Origin of the sequence: Shewanella ulleungensis (assembly GCF_014648315.1) — a bacterium.
In the GTDB taxonomy this organism is placed as follows: Bacteria; Pseudomonadota; Gammaproteobacteria; order Enterobacterales; family Shewanellaceae; genus Shewanella; species Shewanella ulleungensis.
The window spans coordinates 259,643-278,938 of sequence record NZ_BMQW01000002.1; the positions used below are offsets into that span (position 1 = coordinate 259,643).

13 protein-coding genes are annotated in these 19,296 nt (G+C 42.7%); 7 read left to right on the forward strand and 6 right to left on the reverse strand.

The window, feature by feature from the left end; genetic code table 11:
- The first annotated feature begins 62 nt into the window (after positions 1-62).
- Positions 63-2,645 carry an acylase gene (locus IEY40_RS04890; protein WP_188953912.1) on the forward strand — a complete coding sequence of 861 codons (2,583 nt, stop codon included), beginning with the start codon at positions 63-65 and terminating at the stop codon, positions 2,643-2,645.
- Positions 2,646-2,876: 231 nt separating this feature from the next.
- Positions 2,877-4,346 carry a carbon starvation CstA family protein gene (locus tag IEY40_RS04895; protein WP_188953914.1) on the forward strand — a complete coding sequence of 490 codons (1,470 nt, stop codon included), beginning with the start codon at positions 2,877-2,879 and terminating at the stop codon, positions 4,344-4,346.
- Between the two features lie 87 nt (positions 4,347-4,433).
- Here the strand turns inward: IEY40_RS04895 and IEY40_RS04900 are convergent, their stop codons facing one another.
- The gene (locus IEY40_RS04900; protein WP_188953916.1) at positions 4,434-5,648 is read right to left on the reverse strand and encodes a 4Fe-4S binding protein; all 1,215 of its coding nucleotides are present in this window, start codon (positions 5,646-5,648) and stop codon (positions 4,434-4,436) included.
- A 264-nt stretch (positions 5,649-5,912) separates the two neighbouring features.
- Between IEY40_RS04900 and IEY40_RS04905 the strand changes: the two genes are divergently transcribed.
- Positions 5,913-6,935, forward strand: a complete 1,023-nt coding sequence (locus IEY40_RS04905) for a DUF2817 domain-containing protein (protein WP_188953918.1) — start codon at positions 5,913-5,915, stop codon at positions 6,933-6,935.
- A 9-nt stretch (positions 6,936-6,944) separates the two neighbouring features.
- Positions 6,945-7,769, forward strand: coding sequence for an alpha/beta fold hydrolase (locus IEY40_RS04910; RefSeq protein ID WP_188953920.1), 825 nt, complete (start codon positions 6,945-6,947; stop codon positions 7,767-7,769).
- Positions 7,770-7,774: 5 nt separating this feature from the next.
- Here IEY40_RS04910 and IEY40_RS04915 read toward each other — a convergent pair whose 3' ends face one another.
- From IEY40_RS04915 to IEY40_RS04930, 4 genes are read right to left on the reverse strand one after another with little or no spacing between them, the layout of a single operon-like run.
- On the reverse strand, positions 7,775-8,671 hold the full coding sequence (locus tag IEY40_RS04915) for a LysR family transcriptional regulator (RefSeq protein ID WP_188953922.1): 897 nt from the start codon (positions 8,669-8,671) through the stop codon (positions 7,775-7,777).
- A gap of 29 nt (positions 8,672-8,700) precedes the next feature.
- Positions 8,701-10,287 (reverse strand): cryptochrome/photolyase family protein, encoded by a 1,587-nt coding sequence (locus IEY40_RS04920; RefSeq protein WP_188953923.1) that lies wholly within the window; start codon positions 10,285-10,287, stop codon positions 8,701-8,703.
- A 10-nt stretch (positions 10,288-10,297) separates the two neighbouring features.
- Positions 10,298-10,438 carry a DUF2256 domain-containing protein gene (locus IEY40_RS04925; RefSeq protein ID WP_188953925.1) on the reverse strand — a complete coding sequence of 47 codons (141 nt, stop codon included), beginning with the start codon at positions 10,436-10,438 and terminating at the stop codon, positions 10,298-10,300.
- Positions 10,428-11,942: a cryptochrome/deoxyribodipyrimidine photo-lyase family protein gene (locus IEY40_RS04930; RefSeq protein ID WP_188953927.1), complete on the reverse strand. Its 1,515-nt coding sequence runs from the start codon at positions 11,940-11,942 to the stop codon at positions 10,428-10,430. Before IEY40_RS04930 ends, IEY40_RS04925 begins: the two co-directional genes overlap by 11 nt.
- A 385-nt stretch (positions 11,943-12,327) precedes the next feature.
- Between IEY40_RS04930 and IEY40_RS04935 the strand changes: the two genes are divergently transcribed.
- Positions 12,328-12,966, forward strand: coding sequence for an NAD(P)-dependent oxidoreductase (locus tag IEY40_RS04935; protein ID WP_188953929.1), 639 nt, complete (start codon positions 12,328-12,330; stop codon positions 12,964-12,966).
- A gap of 93 nt (positions 12,967-13,059) precedes the next feature.
- Here IEY40_RS04935 and IEY40_RS04940 read toward each other — a convergent pair whose 3' ends face one another.
- Complete coding sequence (locus tag IEY40_RS04940) at positions 13,060-14,355, reverse strand: sigma-54 interaction domain-containing protein (protein WP_229777011.1); 1,296 nt, start codon at positions 14,353-14,355, stop codon at positions 13,060-13,062.
- A 244-nt stretch (positions 14,356-14,599) separates the two neighbouring features.
- Between IEY40_RS04940 and IEY40_RS04945 the strand changes: the two genes are divergently transcribed.
- Positions 14,600-17,695, forward strand: a complete 3,096-nt coding sequence (locus IEY40_RS04945; RefSeq protein WP_188953932.1) for a choice-of-anchor O protein — start codon at positions 14,600-14,602, stop codon at positions 17,693-17,695.
- A gap of 448 nt (positions 17,696-18,143) precedes the next feature.
- Positions 18,144-19,256: an agmatine deiminase gene (gene aguA / locus IEY40_RS04950; RefSeq protein ID WP_188953934.1), complete on the forward strand. Its 1,113-nt coding sequence runs from the start codon at positions 18,144-18,146 to the stop codon at positions 19,254-19,256.
- The last annotated feature ends 40 nt before the right edge of the window (positions 19,257-19,296 follow it).

Below are 19,296 nucleotides of genomic sequence, written 5' to 3' on the forward strand. Positions count from 1 at the left end.
AATTGAGGCATAAAGGATTCAATACCTCACCCAAATAAAGGGTAACAACAAGGATAATAATAATGGATTTTAATAAACTCATGTTCGCTATGGGCGTAGTATCGACGGTTTTAATCGTTGGTTGCGGCGATGACACTGATTTTAGTAAAAGCACTCAACCCACACCAGAAACCGAAGTCACACCACTATTACAAGCTTTTGCACCTAATGGCGCGCTTAAGGCGCAGATCCGCCGTACCCGATATGGCGTGCCACACATTACCGCTGATAATTTAGAAAGCTTAGGTTTTGGTAGTGGTTATGCTCAAGCACAAGATAACTTATGTGTGATAGCCGATGGATTTATTAAAGCTAACTCAGAACGTTCAATGTATTTTGGCCCGCATGCCTCAATCGACTTTTCAACCGGGCTGCCAACCAGCGAAGATAACGGTAATTTAATCTCAGATTTTGCTTACAAAGCATTAAAAATCAGACAGCTTGCCGAAACTCAATATAATCAATTTAGTTATAACTCACGTGCTTTAATGGAAGGGTTTAGCGCTGGCTATAATCAATTTTTAGCTGATGTAGAGGCCGGTGAGCAAACAGCAGAACCTTTTTGTGCGGGTCAACCTTGGGTCAAACCCATCACTGGAGTTGATGTGGCCAATTACCTGTTTTCGGTGGCTCTGCTTCCTGGTGCGGCTAACTTCTTAGATCTCATTTTTTATGCCAATCCTGGAGATGGTGAAGAGTACTTACCACGCATTGTTGGTCCTGTTGCATCAACAGCACAAACGGCTTTTGTTAACGATATGAACCGTAAACTAGTTGCAAGATCTGCAACGATCACCACGCCCGATACTAACCCTCGTGAATTAGGTTCAAATGGTTGGGGGCTAGGCAAAGATAAAACCGAAAACGGTAAAGGCATGGTGTTGGGTAATCCGCATTTTCCGCATACAGGTAACTTACGTTTTTGGCAGTCTCATTTAACTATACCCGGGCAAATTGACGTGATGGGAGGCTCGTTGGTCGGTATGCCTGGTTTGGTGAATATTGGTTTTAATAAAGATGTTGCCTGGACTCATACTTTTTCAACAGCAGAACATTTTGTTATGTATAACCTCGAGTTAATGGCGGGCGACAGACTGCAATATATGTTCGATGGTGAAGCCATGCCAATTACGAAAGAAACCGTTTCGGTATTAGTTAATGCCGGTGCTGCTGGTATGCTAGTGGCTGAAAAAGACATTTACACCACAGCCAAAGGCCCAATGGTTGAAGCCCCGCCAACATTAGCTCCTTTTGGCTGGGATGACGGTCAAGCCTTTATGATCCAAGATGCCAACATGGCAAATATAGACCCACTCGATCATTGGTTAGCAATGAACCGAGCCAGCAATCTTGATGAGTTTCAACAGGCCTTTAAAAACTATGACGGGGTGATTTTTAATAACACCATGTATGCCGATAAAGAAGGTAATGCTTTTTATATTGATGATTCAACGGTACCGGGTTTTTCTGATTTTGTGGTAAATATCATTAAAACGACACCAGCAATTATCGCCGCCAAAGCACAAGCCGGATTTACCATATTGCCCGGTAATACCTCAACGTTTAGTTTTAGCGAGCCGATGCCATACGAGCGCGCGCCAAAGCTTGAGCGAACTGACTTTGTGCAAAACTCCAATAACTCATTTTGGTCAACTAACTTAGCCGAACCATTAGAAAATTACTCGCCAATGTATGGCCCTGAGCGAGGCCCGTTATCTCTGCGCACTCGTATGGGACTTACACTGATGGATGATGCCGCGGGTGATGACGGTAAGTTTTCTGTGGCAGAATTAGAAAGTGCCTTATTGTCTAATCGAGCCTATTTAGCCGAATTAGTATTAGCAGATCTACTCACTCAGTGTGCAGAGCAAGGTACTACTCCTGTTGTTGTCAGCCCTACATTGTCTAAAGATCTCAGTGCTGCTTGCACTGCGTTAACTGAGTGGAATGGTAAGCAAGATAACGACAGTATTGGCGGGGCGTTAATCCGCGAATTTGCTCATCTGTTTGATCAAAGCAGTATGTTGACCCAAGAGTTTGACTATACCAACGCAGCAACGACACCAAATACACTTGCCAGCGATGGTAGTGCGCTCGTTGCATTAGCTCATGCAGCCTTTAACCTAGAAGCCGCAGGTTTTAGTGTTGATGCGAGCCTTGGTGAAGTGCAGTTTGTTGAAAAGTCGCTACCCGATGGCAGCGCATCAGGGGTTAAATTACCTTGGCCGGGCAGCCATAATGCCGAGGGCGGCTTTAATGTGTTTTCGACCAGTTTGACTGGTGACGATACATTAATCCCGCAGCACAGTTATGCCGCAGTAATGGATGTGATATCGGGTAATGCTGCTGCATCAGGTTTAACCGAACAAGGTTATCAAATTCGCTACGGCTCAAGTTGGATGATGACGGTGAGTTTTACTGATGATGGTCCAGTGGCAAAAGGGCTATTATCCTATTCACAATCAAGTAACGCCCTAAGCACAAGCTTTAATGATCAAAGTGAGTTTTACTCTACTCAAAAGCAATTACGACCATTGCTATTTACCGAGGCCGACATCCAGGCATCGCTTGAATCGACTACCGAACTGAGTTTTCAACGAAATTAAGTAGTGGTCATACCTAATATAATAGACCCATAAAAAATGGGTCTATTATTTGTTTTTAGCTCTCTAAGTCTGTGATTAAGATACATAAAAACATCAGAATAGTTAGGTTTTATCAGGCTTTCAACTTGGCAACCCCTACTTTGGTATAAGACACTGTTGCTTGACCTGTACACACAACTACAACAAAATCGACATTGAATATATTCTTATAATTAATGGGATGATAAAACCATGTTGATTTTCCTCATTTGTATTGCGTTGCTATTACTCGCATACAAGCTTTATAGCCCGTTTGTTGAAAAACAAGCTGGTATTGATCCTACGGTGCAAACCCCGCAAACACGTTTTAATGATGGTGTGGATTATGTGCCCGTTCATCCTGCAAAAGCGTTTTTGATTCAGTTTTTAAACGTCGCGGGAGTGGGTCCTATTTTTGGTCCTATCTTAGGTGCGTTATATGGTCCAATTGCATTAGTTTGGATTGTTCTGGGGAACATTTTGGGCGGTGCAGTACACGATTACTTCTCTGGGGTAATGAGTATCAAAGAAGACGGTAAAAGTTTACCTGAAATCGCTGGGCATTATTTTAACATTTACTTTAAAGCGGCAATGTTGATTTTTACCGCGATGTTACTGTTCTTTGTTGGCGTTGTGTTCATTATGAGCCCTGCCGGTTTGTTGAGTAACTTAGATTATTTCAAAGACACTATCTTTGCTAACAACACCTTTTGGGTGTTAGTGATTTTAGCTTACTACTTCTTTGCAACATTATTGCCGATAGACAAGATTATCACTAAGTTATACCCATTCTTTGGCGCATTAATGATTGTGATGACAACGTCGATTGCCGTGGCATTATTAATTAATGCTCCACAGTTACCTGAGTTTGGCGATATTTTTGCTTACTTTGATCACAGCCATTACAACAATGACTTACTTGAACCTAATCCAGATGGTTTACCTGTATGGCCATTACTATTTGTAACCATTACCTGTGGTGCAATTAGTGGTTTCCACTCAACGCAAGCACCGATTATGGCGCGTTGTTTAACCAATGAAAAATACGTTCGTCCAGTGTACTACGGTGCAATGGTTGCTGAAGGTATTGTTGCTTGTGTATGGGCAACAGCGGGTATTGCTGCGTTCCCAGGTGGTTATGTTGAGCTTAAGGAAATTCTTGCGTTAGGTGGTCCAGGTATGGTGGTTAACCAAGTTGCGACGACTTACTTAGGTGTTGCGGGTGGTATTATGGCGATTATCGCCGTTGCTGTATTCCCAATTACTTCGGGTGATACTGCATTTAGATCGCTACGTTTAACGATTATTGACGCGTTTAAGATCCCACAAAGTATGACCAACCGTTTATTAGTTGCTGTGCCTGTGTTAATTATCGCGTACTTTATGACTAAAATTGACTTTACCTTGATCTGGCGTTACTTCGCGTTCTCAAACATGTTGTTGTCAACCAGTGTATTGTGGTTAGCGACTAAGTACCTGTTTGACCGTGGTGCCTTCCATTGGATTGTGAGTCTTCCTGCGATTATTGGTACCTGTGTAACCGTGTCGTACATTATGACTGCCGGTATTGGTTTTGGTTTACCACAAGAGCTAAGCCAACCTGTTGGTATCGCTGTTGGTGTGGTGGCATTCATTGGTTTATTGATTGCACATAACAAGCGTAAAGCTGCACCTGCTGCATAATCGTTTAAACGATTGATATAAAAGGGCTGCAATTTGCAGCCCTTTTTGTTGTCTCTTTATTGAGCGTTGTTGAAAACGCCTTGGATGCTAATGCCCGATACGGTCGAGTTTTTGAATAAGCTCCATTTTGATGTTATCAGGTGTTTGGCTGTGCCAGTATCCACCCACGTAGGCAAACAGGGGCAACATAAACATAATGGTTAACAATACAATTAATAATCCTCTGGCAGAAAGCTTAATGCCATTGCGAGTACTAAAGTGTAGTGCTTGTTTTTTAGGACAAGCTGATACGCAGCGCATGCATGCCTGGCACTCATCGGAGCGAATATTTTTTTGAGTATGAACAGATATGTTAGCGGGACATGCACGAGTGCACTTATCGCAACTCATGCCTTTTGACTCAATTAAACAATGCTGTGTATCACGACGAATTTTAAATGGGCTTAAAAAACTCATGATGCCAAGCAATGCGCCATAAGGGCATATGTAACGACAAAAACCTTGGCGTCGCCATGCCGCTAAGGCAAAAATCAAGCTGAAGCCAATTAATGCGGTAATTGAAGGCATCATGAAAAATATCGCCATTTTCAAATCGGCTACTTTATGATAATTGCCAGACAAATAGTGCGGAATACTTGCAGAGGGCATTGAAAACACTAGATAACATAGCGCAGCTAATAACAGATACTTCAACATTCTTAGTGGCCAATCTATCCATGCTGGAGGTAATAATTCTGCATGAACAACTTTCTTTCTGAGTTTATAAAGGTATTCACCAGCTAAACCGAGTGGACAGGCCCAGCCACAAAAAGCGCGTTTACACACAATGCCTGTCAGTAAAACTACGCACAGCATAACAACCGCAGCAGGGTGGTTTTGGTCCCATAATCCGAGGGTCAAAATTGCTTTAAGTTCTATTCCGCCTGCAATCGGTAAAAATGCATCGCCGACATCAGGTCGCATTATCCAAGGTATTTCTCCTGCGTATAAAAAACCAGCATTAATGGCATATTGCACCCCGACTAACAAAATAGATAACGCAAAAAAGTGTTGGCAGATTTCACGTATTGTATTGGGTCTGCCTTCGGCATTGGCAAATGTTGGTTGGTATTGTCCTACTGCGGTGACAATTAATACAGCGACTAATAGTATTAGCAGTAGTGGCCAAAAAAAGCTGGCTAGGGTTGCGCCTACGAGTAGGGTAGCGCTCACCAACGCGCCCCATTTCTTTCCGCTCCAATACAATAAACTGGTGCTATAAACTAAAGCCAGCATTAAGGTGATTGATTCAACTGTGCTCATTACTGAATGCCTTTGTTGTCCTATTTATTTTTAACTCATCATAAAACCTCTGCATTTGGGCTAATGTGAGTTAAGTCGCCAAAGCGAATATTAATTTTCTAATTATTTGATCTATATTGATTTGTTCTGTTTTTGTGATGATTGTTAATCAGAGTGGCTTGTTGTTTAAATTAGTCAATGGTCATCAAGGTGACTTATTTAGTTGCTAGGGTCATTTAGTTGAGCAGATTGAGTTAAATGATTAGGATGAAAAGTCAGTAACTAATGGGTAAGTTTTCGTTTGAACATCGTTTCGAAATTGACACATTAAAGCGTTTAATTGCGCAACACCAAGAGCTATTTCGACATCAGTCGTTGGCGGAACTGTATTTTCGAGGGGAAAAGTTATCGGTTACAGCTATTGAGCTTGGTCAGCAACAGCAATCATGTCCGACGGTATTATTTGTTGGGGGGGTGCATGGTGTAGAGCGCATTGGAGCTCAGGTGATATTGGCGTTTTTAGACAGCCTACTCAATCGTTTGCCGTGGGATACTCATTTACAGCAATTACTCAAGCACGTGCGTTTAGCTTTTGTGCCAGTTGTGAATCCTGCAGGTTTTTTACGCGGCAGTAGGGGTAATGCAAATAATGTAGATTTAATGCGAAATGCTCCTATTGATTCTGATGAAGATGTGACCTTTCTCGTGGGAGGTCAACGCATATCTCCACGTTTGCCATGGTATCGTGGTAAAAATGGCATGGAATTAGAAACCCAAGCATTAGTGAAATATGTACAACAATTGCAACAAGAAAGCAGTAGCGTGATTGTGTTAGATGCCCACTCTGGTTTTGGCCTGTTAGACCATGTGTGGTTCCCTCATGCACATACCAGGCAACCCTTTAATGATATAGGGTATATTTACCATTTAATGCAACTGTTTGAAAAAGGCTACCCTCATCATGGCCATTATCGCTTAGCACCACAAAGTCATTTTTATCGTACTCACGGAGACATTTGGGATTATCTGGTTGCGAGTAATACGACTAAAAAACCATTTATTCCGCTCACTTTAGAAATGGGCTCTTGGGCTTGGGTGCGTAAAAACCCACGTCAGCTACTCAGTTTTCCGGGTTACTTTAATCCGCAAAAAAACCATCGACATCAACGAATTTTAAGACGCCACGTGGTATTAATGCAGTTTCTAGTCGATGCGGCTTATGCCCAAATAGTGGAACAGATTAAGCCTACACAGCTGAGCCAATTGACTCATCAAGCAAATCGATTCTGGTCTAAAAAGTCTAAGTGAGGATAAACCATGACTACCTTGGTGTTACTTAGAGGGTTAATGCGTGACAGTCGTCATTGGTATGGTTTTGATCAAGATTTAGCTCAACGAGATATCAATGTGATTAGCGTAGATTTGCCTGGTAATGGCACATTGGTTAATCAGACTAGTCCAACATGCATGCAAGACTATAGTAATGCGGTATGGCAACAAATTGATGATGCTTTACTCAAGCAAGGTAAGGTGCCCTGCCAAATTAAAGTCGTTTTGGTAGGGTTATCTATGGGGGGGATGTTGGCGTTAACGATGGCGGCGCAAAGGCCTGCCCGTATTGAACATGTAGTGTTGATTAATAGCAGCGCGACTAATTTATCGCCTTGGTATTATCGATTTCAATTATGGGGTTTATTGGCTTCGCTCTATACAGTGAGCACGAGAGTATTACGTGTTTATTTATCCAATTGTGATGCTAGCAATAAACACGATTGGTTAGAGGCAATCGTGTTGGCCTTTACTAGCAAGCACTTTGGCCAAAATATTGAGGTGATTACTGCATGGAGTTTATTAAGGTTGCAATGTCACACCTCATTGGTCAATGGGTTACGCCAGCTGTATGCTTGTGCGCGTTTTCATAGCCCAGCGATTCACACTGTACCTGTCAGCGTAATTGTTGCTAATCAAGACAAACTCGCTCATCCCAAATGCAGTGAAAAATTAGCGCTATTTTATCAAACTCAGTTATACAAAATAGATGACTGTGGCCACGATGTCAGTCTTGATAAACCAGAGCAATTACAACGACTCTTAATTAATATCATCTCTAATACTAAACATGGCATTAATGATGAGTATTGAGCTCATTAGGCCTGCCACTTTTTAATATCTTGTTGCCAAGCATTGGCGGTGAAATCGATAAAGGATCTGACAACAGTTTGTTGGTAACTGCGTGATAAATAGACTGCCCATAATGTTTTGCCCGGTGCCGTCGTATTGGGTAGCACTTCTATCAACTCACCTCGCTGCAAATAGTGGTTTGCTAAATCGGTAGGCAAACACACTATACCATTACCTCGAAGTGCAGCATTGATTAACACGCCCATGTCGTTAGCTTGTAAATTGCCTTTTACATCCAATAAATGCGAGTGTGAATCGATAATGACTTCCCAACATTGTTGGCTGGAGTGACGTAAACAATTGTGTTGCAATAAGTCGTTAACTGACAATATGACTGAATGATTTGTGAGGTAGTCAGGCGAGGCACAAATGACATTGTCGATGTGCATTAAACGCCTAGCAATTAAACTTTCATCTGGCTGGTGGGTATAACGTAGAGCGATATCGACTCGGTCATTTACTAGCTGCGATACATTATCTGACAGCACTAATTGAATATTAACTTGAGGGTGTTGGCGGCAAAACGCCTCTACTACATCAAAAAGCTTATGTTGTCCAAGGCCAATGGGTGAAGCTATGCGGATACTGCCTACCAGCTCATTGTTATGGCTGTTTGCACGGCTCTCCATGGCGGCAACTTCGCTTAATATACGCTGGCAATAGTTGAGTGCTTCTTCGCCTTGCAGGGTCAAACTCACGCGCCGAGTAGTGCGGTGTAACAGACGTAAAGCTAACCATTGCTCAACGTCTTTAATATGCCGAGACACCTGCAAGCGGCTTAACCCTAGCTGTTCGGCAGCTTGAGTAAAACTGCCGCAACTGGCGACTTCAACAAAGCTGCGTATGGCTGATATCTTGTCCATGACTCTCCTGGTGATTGCTTTGCGTGAGCTTATAAGTTGTCGAGGTTTGCTAACAGCACTTCTGCTTTGTTGATGATGGCTTGTTGAGTGCCAGTATCCATCTTTTGCCAGTTTTTATACACCATCGTCATGCGTGGATTACGGTCAAATTGTTGTTGATGCCGCTGAATAAAGTGCCAATATAAACTATTGAATGGACAAGCGTTATCCTCTGTTTTGAGTTTGACATTGTAATGGCACGTCTTGCAATAGTCGCCCATTTTGTTCAAATAGTTGCCACTTGCCGCATAGGGTTTAGTGGCGACAATACCGCCGTCGGCAAATTGAGTCATACCACGGGTGTTAGGCATTTCTACCCATTCAATGGCATCAATGTAAATGCCTAGATACCATTGATCGACTTCATCTGGATTGATCCCTGCTAATAAACTAAAACAGCCAGTTACCATTAAGCGTTGAATATGATGAGCATAGGCATAATCGAGCGACTGCTGAATGGCGTGGTGCATACAGTTCATCTTGGTTTTTGCGGTCCAAAAATATTCCGGTAATGGCCTATGTGCTAGCAAGGCATTTTTAGTCGCATAGCTGGGCATATTGATCCAATAAATCCCGCGGACATATTCGCGCCAGCCTAAAATTTGCCGCACAAATCCTTCCACTTGTGTCAGTGATATCTCTGTTTGATTAGCTTGCCAGTGGCTAATGACTTTATTTATCACTTCGCTTGGCGAAAGGATCTTCGCGTTAATGGCAAACGATAATCGCGAATGATACAGGCTCCAATCTGCTTTGCTATTTTCGGTCATAGCATCTTGAAAGCGACCAAAGCGGATTAATAAATGCTGGCAAAAATAATCAAGTAGCTGCCGAGATTGACGGCGATTAACAGGCCACAATAGTTGGTTTTCAGCTTTACCTATGGTTACGACTTGATGCCGCTCGAGCCGGCTAATTATTTCGCTCACGTCATTGGCAAATAACAAGGGAGACGGAATATCTTTAAGGTCGGTTTTTTTTAAATGTTCACGATTTTGTTGGTCAAAATTCCATTGCCCGCCTAAGGGCTCATCATCTTGCATCAGTACATTAAAGCGTTTGCGCATGCGCCGATAAAAGAACTCCATTTTAACGTGCTTATTAGCGGTAAACTCACGTTTAATATCGTCAAAAGGCAATAAAAAATGCTCGCTGTCATGACAAGTGTTATTAACGCCAGCCAATGATAATTCGTCTAGTTGCTTGGCTAAACGGTATTCATCAGGTTGTTGATATTCAATTGTATTGAGCTTATGTTGCGTGCAGATTTGCTCCAGCAATGTTGGCAGATCAGTAAATGGTTGGGTTTCATCTAACGTTAGGTGCATCACCTGGTGGCCGCAGTGTGCTAAAGCATCGGCAAACTGCGCCATGGCAGAAAAAAAAGCACATACTTTTTGTACATGATGTTTAACGTAAGCTGTTTCTTGCTTTAACTCAGCAATCACATAAACCACAGTCGGGTCGACTTGTTTAAACCAACTGTGGGAGGCATTGAGTTGATCGCCTAAAATGAGCCGCAATGTTTGAGTTTGCGGCGATAGTGACGCTGAAATAGTGTTGTAAACGGTTGTCATTTTATTCCCTTTAATCAGCTTTGTGACGACGGCATCGTTCAGAGCAATACTTAACATGTTCCCAGTCTTTAGCCCATTTTTTACGCCAAGCAAAAGGGCGCAGGCAAACGAGACAGGTTTTATGCTCAAGATGAGGTTTTCTATGTGCCATGCTGTTTCCTAATGCGTTTAGGCTTTGGACGCACGTGCCGTGTTAACACTGCTGCAATATGCTGTTGTACTTGCGGTTTGTCGCGATATGACCATAAACGATCGCGAGCGGCTTGCGATGCTAAGGTGAGATCAATCATTGGCTCTGGGTAATCACGACCTAACACCACATCGTTAAAAATGGCTTCCATTGGCGGCTGTAACCATGGCTGGTGGATGTATTCATTGGGTAATGGGGCGAGCTCTGGGCACCATTGGCGAATAAAGTCGCCACGTGGGTCCTGGTCTTGTGACTGCTTTATCGGATTGTATAACCTGATTGTATTAATGCCCGTAACCGACGCTTGCATTTGCAATTGGGGATAATGAATACCTGGCTCGAAATCAAGAAAGTAATTGGCTAAAGGCAAACTAGCATGTTGCCAGGCAATATTAAGATGGTGTGTCACAAAGCTGACCAACATGGCGCGCATTCTAAAATTAATATAGCCAGTTTGACGCAAACAACGCATGCAAGCATCGATAATTGGAATGCCAGTTTGACCTTCTGTCCAACGCTGAATATCTTGAGTGACATTATCATCATCACGATAAGGAAAATCTTCATAGCCCGGATTAACTGCGGTAAATTCCATACTGCATTGGCTTTCAAATTTTTGCATAAAATGACAGTGCCAATGTAAGCGTGACATCATTGCCAACAAAGGTTTTTTCCAGGCTCTATTGTTGGTCTGTATCTCGTAATAACGACTCATTGTTGCCTGATAAACCTGCTTTAAACTAATGTTGCCCCATGCTAAATACGGTGATAAACGCGAGCAGTGGGTTCGACTCAAGCTTGGGCTTGAAATGCTGCGCTGATACTCTTTAGCACGATGAGTTAAAAAACTCGTCAGTATCGCTCTGGCTTGTTTAGGACCTCCGGGTTGGAAGTTATCGTTTGGCTCAGTTATTTCGGCCTTAAGCTCAACGGCTGGGTTATCTGTAAACGGCTGAAATTGGCACTGCTGCCAGTTAGGTACAGCAATAGGGCTGGCCATTACTTGTTGCCAATGCTGATCCCAAGCCTGGCGGTGTCGACGTCCACGAATGACTGCTCCTGTGGGAGATTGTTGCCAGTGAACTTCTCGCTGGTGGCACCAATTGGCAACGGCTTTATCGCGCTCAAAGGTATTGTTTAGGCCGATTTCCTGATGGCTAAATAACGTGTTAATGGTAAAGATTTCAGCCAGCTTTTCGAGTAAGTTCAGCATTGGCATGGCAAACACATGTACCTGGCCATTATAGCGGCTAAGTTGTTGATTCATATCTTGCAGTGATTGCCAAACAAAGCGCCAATGACGATCATTATAATGCGAGTCTTCAAGCATCAATGGCTCAAAGTTGTATATCAGTAAGCAAGGCAAATGGTGATTAAATGCATTAACTAAAGGCGGATGATCAGACAAGCGCAAGTCGCGTTTAAACCAGACAATATTAATTGCTTGTTTGGGGCTAGTGAGCATGAACCTAAAGCCTCGTGATGACTAAATGAGTAAATAACCTGAACTCGGTATAAGAGATGAAAAAATGTTTAATATCAAAAAATTAGTTTTAAACTATTTCAAACTTGTCATGTGTTTTGCTAACAATGCAAATTAACGCGTCAATAGCTAGCCTATTGCAACTTCATTCAACACAGTTAGTGAGACAAAGGGCTGTTTGAAACCTTTTATTATCCCTATTTAAATTAGATACGTTACTTTTAGCTGTTTAGATTGCTTTATTTATTATTTTCACACCCCAATTGGTATCAAATATAGAAACAATTAGGTGCATAAATGGCTATTTATCTCATATCTTGTCGTCTATAAACTGGCTCCATTGTTAATGACCAGAGAGAGACAAAACATGAAAATAGCAGTATTAGGCGCAACAGGTTGGATTGGCGGCACGATTACCCAAGAAGCGATGAGTCGTGGCCACGAAGTGATTGCCGTTGTACGTGACGCCAGCAAAGTTAGCCAAGATATTAACGTACGAACCCTTGATATTACTCAAATGTCAGCACAAGACATTGCAACTGCATTTGCAGATGTTGATGTGGTAATAGCATCGGTCAGTGGCCGTGCCGCGCAAAACCATGAGGTTGTGGCACAAACTGCAGCGCAATTATTACAACATTTACCACAAGCAGGTGTGCCGCGTTTGTTATGGGTTGGAGGCGCTGGAAGTTTAGAAGTTGCCCCTGGTGTGACGTTGGTATCAACACCTGAGTTTCCTGAAGAATACAAAGCTGAAGCCATTGCGCAAGGTGAGGCACTTGCTGTATTTCGCAGCACTGACTCTGCTGCTAAGTGGACTTACGTTAGCCCTGCAGCGATCATTTTCCCGGGTGAGTCTGAAGCGCCATACCGTTTAGGTGGCGATGAGTTCTTTACTGATGCACAAGGTCAAAGCCGTGTGTCAGTAGTCGATTATGCTAAAGCTATGCTTGATGAAGCTGAAAGTGCCAAGCATATTAACCAACGTATTAGTGTTGCTTACTAAGTTGAATAGCGTGTGCGAATTGCTTGAAACAGGTCGAAATGGCCTGTTTTGTTTTTAAATCGCTCATATCGCATTCTCGATATAACTCTATATCTATTGTATTTTTCGATACAAAGAGCGTGTACTAATCCCCGCTAATGCAGCGGCCTTATCTTTATCACCATCGACACTGTCAATTAAACGCTTCAGGTACTTAATCTCATTACTTTTTAAATCAATAATAGACTCTAAATCCCCTCTTATTTCACGATCGATTTCGAGGCAGGTTTTAATCACATTACAGTCTAGAATCGGAGTGTTTGACAATACCAATGCGCGAGACAATATATTACGTAGCTCTCGAACATTTCCAATAAAATCATGTTGTTTAAGGAGGTTTATGGCGCAATCTGTCACAGTGTATTGACCACTTTCATCTATACGTTGCAGGATGCTTTTTGCTAACAGGGGGATATCCTCCTTACGTTCATTTAAAGAAGGGATGTGGATCGGAAATACATTAATACGATAGTACAAATCTCGCCTAAATTCGCCACGCTCTACCATGGCAAAAATATCTTGGTGTGTTGCACAAATCAGTCTGAAATCTGAGCGCTTTGTTTCTCTACTGCCCACAGGGCGATATGTGCCGGTTTCAATAAGACGTAATAATTTGATTTGTAATTCATAAGGTACGTCACCAATTTCATCTAAAAACAATGTTCCGCCGTGAGCCACTTCAACTAGCCCTTTTTTGTTATACAGTGCGCCGGTAAAAGCCCCTTTTATATGGCCAAACAACTCACTTTCAAACAAGGTTTCTGTCAACCCTGAGCATTCTAATATCACCATTGGATTGTCTTTTCTGTTACTCGCTAAATGTACCGCAGATGCTGCAATTTCTTTACCGGTACCCGTTTCGCCCACTAATAATACTGATGCTTCTGTGGGAGCTACACGGGTAATATTTTCGACTAGTTGATTAAAATTAGGGCTAGCACCGACCATTTCATTATTACCAATCTTAGGATTGGCTTGAGTGACAGACTTTAATAGTTCGACAAAAAATTTAGGTTCTCCCTTTGCATCAATTATCGGCAGAATTTCTATGTCTACATGCTCTTTTCCACGTGGAGAATGGTGGATGTGTAATACGCGCTCTTTTTGTTTAGAAATATATGCTACAGACAATGGGCAAGCCTCTCCGGCTTGATCACAGGGTACTTTGTGAGAATGTGACACCTTAAAACAATACGCAGGTCGGCTTAAATCTATCGCTCCATAACTGTCAAGGTAACGTTGATTACTTGCCAATATTTGATATTCCGGCGTGATTAAAATGGCTGGGCACTCATAGGCATTGAGCATACTGACAACATCATCATTGATATCGTTAAGGCTGATATGCATGGCGACCTCCATTTCTGTCAACATCATTGTCACTTATGACAATTATGTTAACAAATTCCAAAGCAATTCATATCAATCAAGCACATAAAGTTGATATTTATCAGTATTTATCGAGAATTTTTTGTGCGGGTATTATTGTGGCGCGGTCATTGCTGTATACAAATTATCCACTTAATTGGGGTTAAGTGATAGCAATAAAACAATAAGATTTTTCATTGAATAATGACAATAAGGAAATTTTATTATGAAATTTAAACGACTACTCTATTGTATGGCCGCTGCTTATCTTGCAACCGCAACGTGTTCAATTGCCTTTGCAAGTGATGTGCTTGCCATATCACCACAAGATGAAGGTGGTGTACTCACTGAGGATTTAGCGTCAAAAGGTAAAATTGTCAGACTACCTAATGGCGATTTAGTCAGTGCATATGCTTATGGCAACAGCCAAAGCCAGACAGTTTATGACGTAAAAGCGCAAAAAGAACATCCTGCACAGGATATTTTTATACGCGTATCCAAAGATGACGGTATTAGCTGGAGTCTGCCGGTCAATATCTCTGATACAGCACGAAAAATATCAAAAAAAAGTAATTGGGTAACAGATGGTAATGGCGGTGTTTCTCTTGCTGATTTTTACGGTGACTCAGGTAAACCTAGCATCTTTGCCGCGAGTGGTTATGTCGCTGTAACATGGGATGATAAATACTGCCCTGCAATAGGCACAGATAGCGCTAGCCTTGATGATGACTTACCAGATTATAACTACCATCAAGGAGCATCTACCTATATTGATCGTGATGGACGACAGTTGCCTTTTAGCTGTACTTATATTGCTTATACTAAAAATCCGAGTGCAGTCGATGCAAATAATACTCCCACAGGAGGCACGTGGAAGCGCGAGCAATTAAGCTTTGGTGAACGAGATGCCAAGCAAAATACACCGCATGCAACCACTTATAGTGATGGTACTAAAGTGGCCTGGAACGTTTCCTGGCAAGAAGATCCTGAAGGCTTAAAAACCGGAGATGCAGATGGCCCTGGTGATGGTGCCAGTGGTGCGAATGTCAATAAAGGTACCGATATTTGGTACACCTATATTGACGACATGAAAGCACCTGCGCTTGCTGATATTTCATTTGCTGCCAATGTTTCTCGTGTGACTAATAACTTCAAAACGTTTAAAAAACGTGAAGGCGATGACGTCGTTACAGAGCTAACGGGCTACCTTGACCCAGTTTGTGCGACTAAACCAGAGTGTGCTGACAACCAGCCCTTATTGGTTGAAACGGGTAAAGAAGGTGCATCACGGGCCAACTTAGGTTTGGTGCAGGTACCTGGACAAAAACCTGTGACGATTATTGCTTATGAAGAAACTAAGGGCGGTGGTGAAGGTGTTGATTTTGGTAAAGTTGTACGTTATCACCGTTTTACTTTCGACAATCCTCCCGCAAGTTATATTAATGTCGCATTCAGCTCTGGTTTACAAAAAGGCGGCAGCTCAACGGATAATTCTCAAAACCAGAATCAACCTGGAGCGAAGGGGAATTACACCGATGATGGCACTGTTTATAGTAATGAAGATATACAAAATGCCTACCCAGATACTGAAGGCGTGGTCAGTGATGTATACCAGTCACCCGATTGGGAAGACCCTGCACGTATAGGTTGCGTACTGAGTAATCCTGGGGAAAATGCTCGACGAGTTCGCTTTTTCTATAATCAAGTCGCAGGCATGGATGAAGCCATTAATCAAAGCGGTACCAAGTTGATGGTTTTCTGGAAAGAAGGAGCATATGACCAGGGTGGCCCTTCTGACATCATGGGCCGTATTGGTGTTGTGGGAGAGGATGCCACTAACACAGGCTTAACACCGCTTGATTTTACCCCTGTTGTCGATACCAGTTTTACAACCTTCACCCGTTATGTGCTGACATCTACCGGAACCGTGGTATATCCCAATGGTGTTGGAGGTTACGTTGATGGTATTGGTAATGTAGTTGACGTTGCCGACGGTGATGCTGTTTTAGATGTGACCTATGAAGAAGCGGGTGGTTGTCATTATTATTTAACAGATAATGAGCGAGATAGCATACCACCAGTCACATTATCCGATCGTATCAACAACTCAGTTGCAATCAACCTAAGTACTAATGCTATCGCAGAAGTCACCACAGACGATACAACTAAGACGATTGAGGCCTTAAGCATCACGACCGAGAATAATAACCTTGAAGATGCCCGAGCACATCGTGGTGCTATTAACGGTGATATTATCTTGTTTGGTTATAGCTATACATCAGATTGGGCATTGGCTAAGTACACTACTGAAGATAACTATAACTTCTTTACTCGTCGAAGTTATGACGGTGGCCATACTTGGACTGGTACCCAAAACATGACCAACTATTTACCAGCGTTTGAAGTGGATATTAAAGAGCCGCGTATTGTGGGGGCTCCTAACAGTACGTCTGCCTGTGATGTTGTTAATGCGCCTGACGGAGAAAATTGCCAAGACCCTAATACCTTTATTTTAGCGTGGGGCTCTATTAAAAATACCTTAGCTCATATTGGTACTGGTACAGAGCTTGATGTGTTTGTGACAAAAACCAGAGATGGCGGTCGCACTTACGAGCCACTCAAATTGTTATCTGCCAATATTACGGTTCCGTTAGACCCTGAGGGGGAAGCTGACTTTGAGTCACAACTCAGAATGAAGCCCAACGGTGACAATTTGTATGCCGTATGGATGGAGTCCTCAACAGATGCTGCAGGTTATGAGGACACCGTGGTGCGATATCGTGCAGAAGCTGATCTTGAAGATGCAGGCGCTCCTGTTACGATACTTGATGATGGCACCGCTATTTACAATATAACCCGACCTATTACTGTTGATCAGGGCAGTGTGACTGGCCTTGTTGTGTCTAAAACCACAGCAACTGGGACTGAGTATACTTACCCTATGCCGCAATTTAGCTATAACGTTACGGGTCTTGCAGAAGGGAGTACGATTGTCGTTACTATTAATTTCGGCAGTTCATTACCAGACGATTTTGTGTTGCTTAAAGTTAAGGCTGACGGTACGACGGTTGAGGTTAACGGCACTGATTGGGATCTGATTGGTGATAATTTGATACAAGTGAGTATCACTGATGGCGGAGACCTTGATGAAGATGGTATGGCAAACGGCACCATTGTCGACCCAGTAACTGTGGGAGTCCTTGTACCAACAACGACGACTTCTGGCAGTAGCAGTGGTGGTAGTGTCGGGTTCATTGAATTGTTATGGGGTGTCTTTGGCCTGTTATTAACCCGCAGACGTTTCAACTCAACGCGTCATTAGTTCGATTTAACCTTATGTGTAAAGCCTCCTTCTACAAAGGAGGCTTTTTTTGCCCTGTTTTACTCACAACATGGGAGACGATCATCTTCTCAACAGCATTAACCTGTTCTACTTGAGTGTCTTGCCCCCATTTGCCGATTGACTCATTTCGCCGATTAATAATTATCTTGCTATGAATAAATTCACAAGTTTCATATCTTAAAAATTGTTATCCATGCCCTGCATACAACTATTTAGCGCAAACAGTCATAAATGATATGATATCTACCATATTACTACGAAGCTCAAACTCACCTAGTAAAGGCGTGGCAATTTTGGCCTAATTATCTGTGTGATGGATGCGGCAAATCTGTTTTTTATTTGATTGATATTAGCTGTATTTCTTTTCTGTCGTCTTTTATTAGGGCGTTCAAACTTATAGATTTCAGCATTACTGGAGACAAAATTCATGACAAACGCGAATGTGGATGCCACGCAATTATCTACAAAGCCATCGCAAGATGGTTTTTATATGCCAGCCGAATGGGCTGCGCAGCAAGCTGTGTGGATGCTTTGGCCATATCGCCCAGATAACTGGCGCTCAGCTGGGGCTTATGCTCAAGCTACATTTGCAAAAGTAGCAGATGCCATTGGTGCCGTTACACCTGTATACATGGGTGTTCCAAAGGCGTTTTTAACACAAGCTAAGACGGTTATGCCTGCTCATGTCACCTTGGTCGAAATCGACAGCGACGATTGTTGGGCCCGTGATACTGGCCCTACTGTTGTGGTGAATGCCAAGGGCGAATGCCGCGGTATTGATTGGGGCTTTAATGCCTGGGGTGGTCATAACGGCGGTTTATATTCTCCATGGGATAAAGACGAGCAAGTTGCTCAACAAATGAATGCACAACATAGTTTTGCTGCTTATCGTGCCCCGCTTATTCTTGAAGGTGGTTCAATTCATGTCGATGGTGAAGGCACCTGCATGACCAGTGCTGAGTGTTTACTTAACAGCAACCGCAACCCAGATCTAACTCGTGAGCAAATAGAGGCTTATTTGTCTGAGTATTTAAATGTGCAGCAGTTTATCTGGTTAGAAGACGGCGTATACATGGATGAAACCGACGGACATATCGATAATATGTGCTGTTTTGCTCGCCCCGGAGAAGTGGTTTTACACTGGACTGACGATGAAAGTGATCCGCAGTATCCTCGCTCAAAAGCGGCTTTAGATGTGTTACAAAATGCGGTAGATGCACAAGGCCGTAAGTTAAAAATCCATTTAATGCCACAACCGGGTCCTTTGTATTGCACTGAAGAAGAAGCCCAAGGCGTAGAAGTGGGTACGGGTGTGCCACGTACGGCGGGTGAGCGTTTGGCTGGCTCATATGTGAACTTTTTAATCACCAATCAGCGCATTGTATTCCCACTGCTAGACCCTGCAACAGATGATATCGCTGCACAAAAATTGCAAGATATTTTCCCAGAGTATGAGATTGTCGGTGTGCCTGCTCGTGAAATTTTATTGGGCGGCGGTAATATTCACTGTATTACCCAACAGATCCCCTCTGGACAGTAAATAAAAACCTAGATCAAGACCAAAATAAAAAGACAGACAG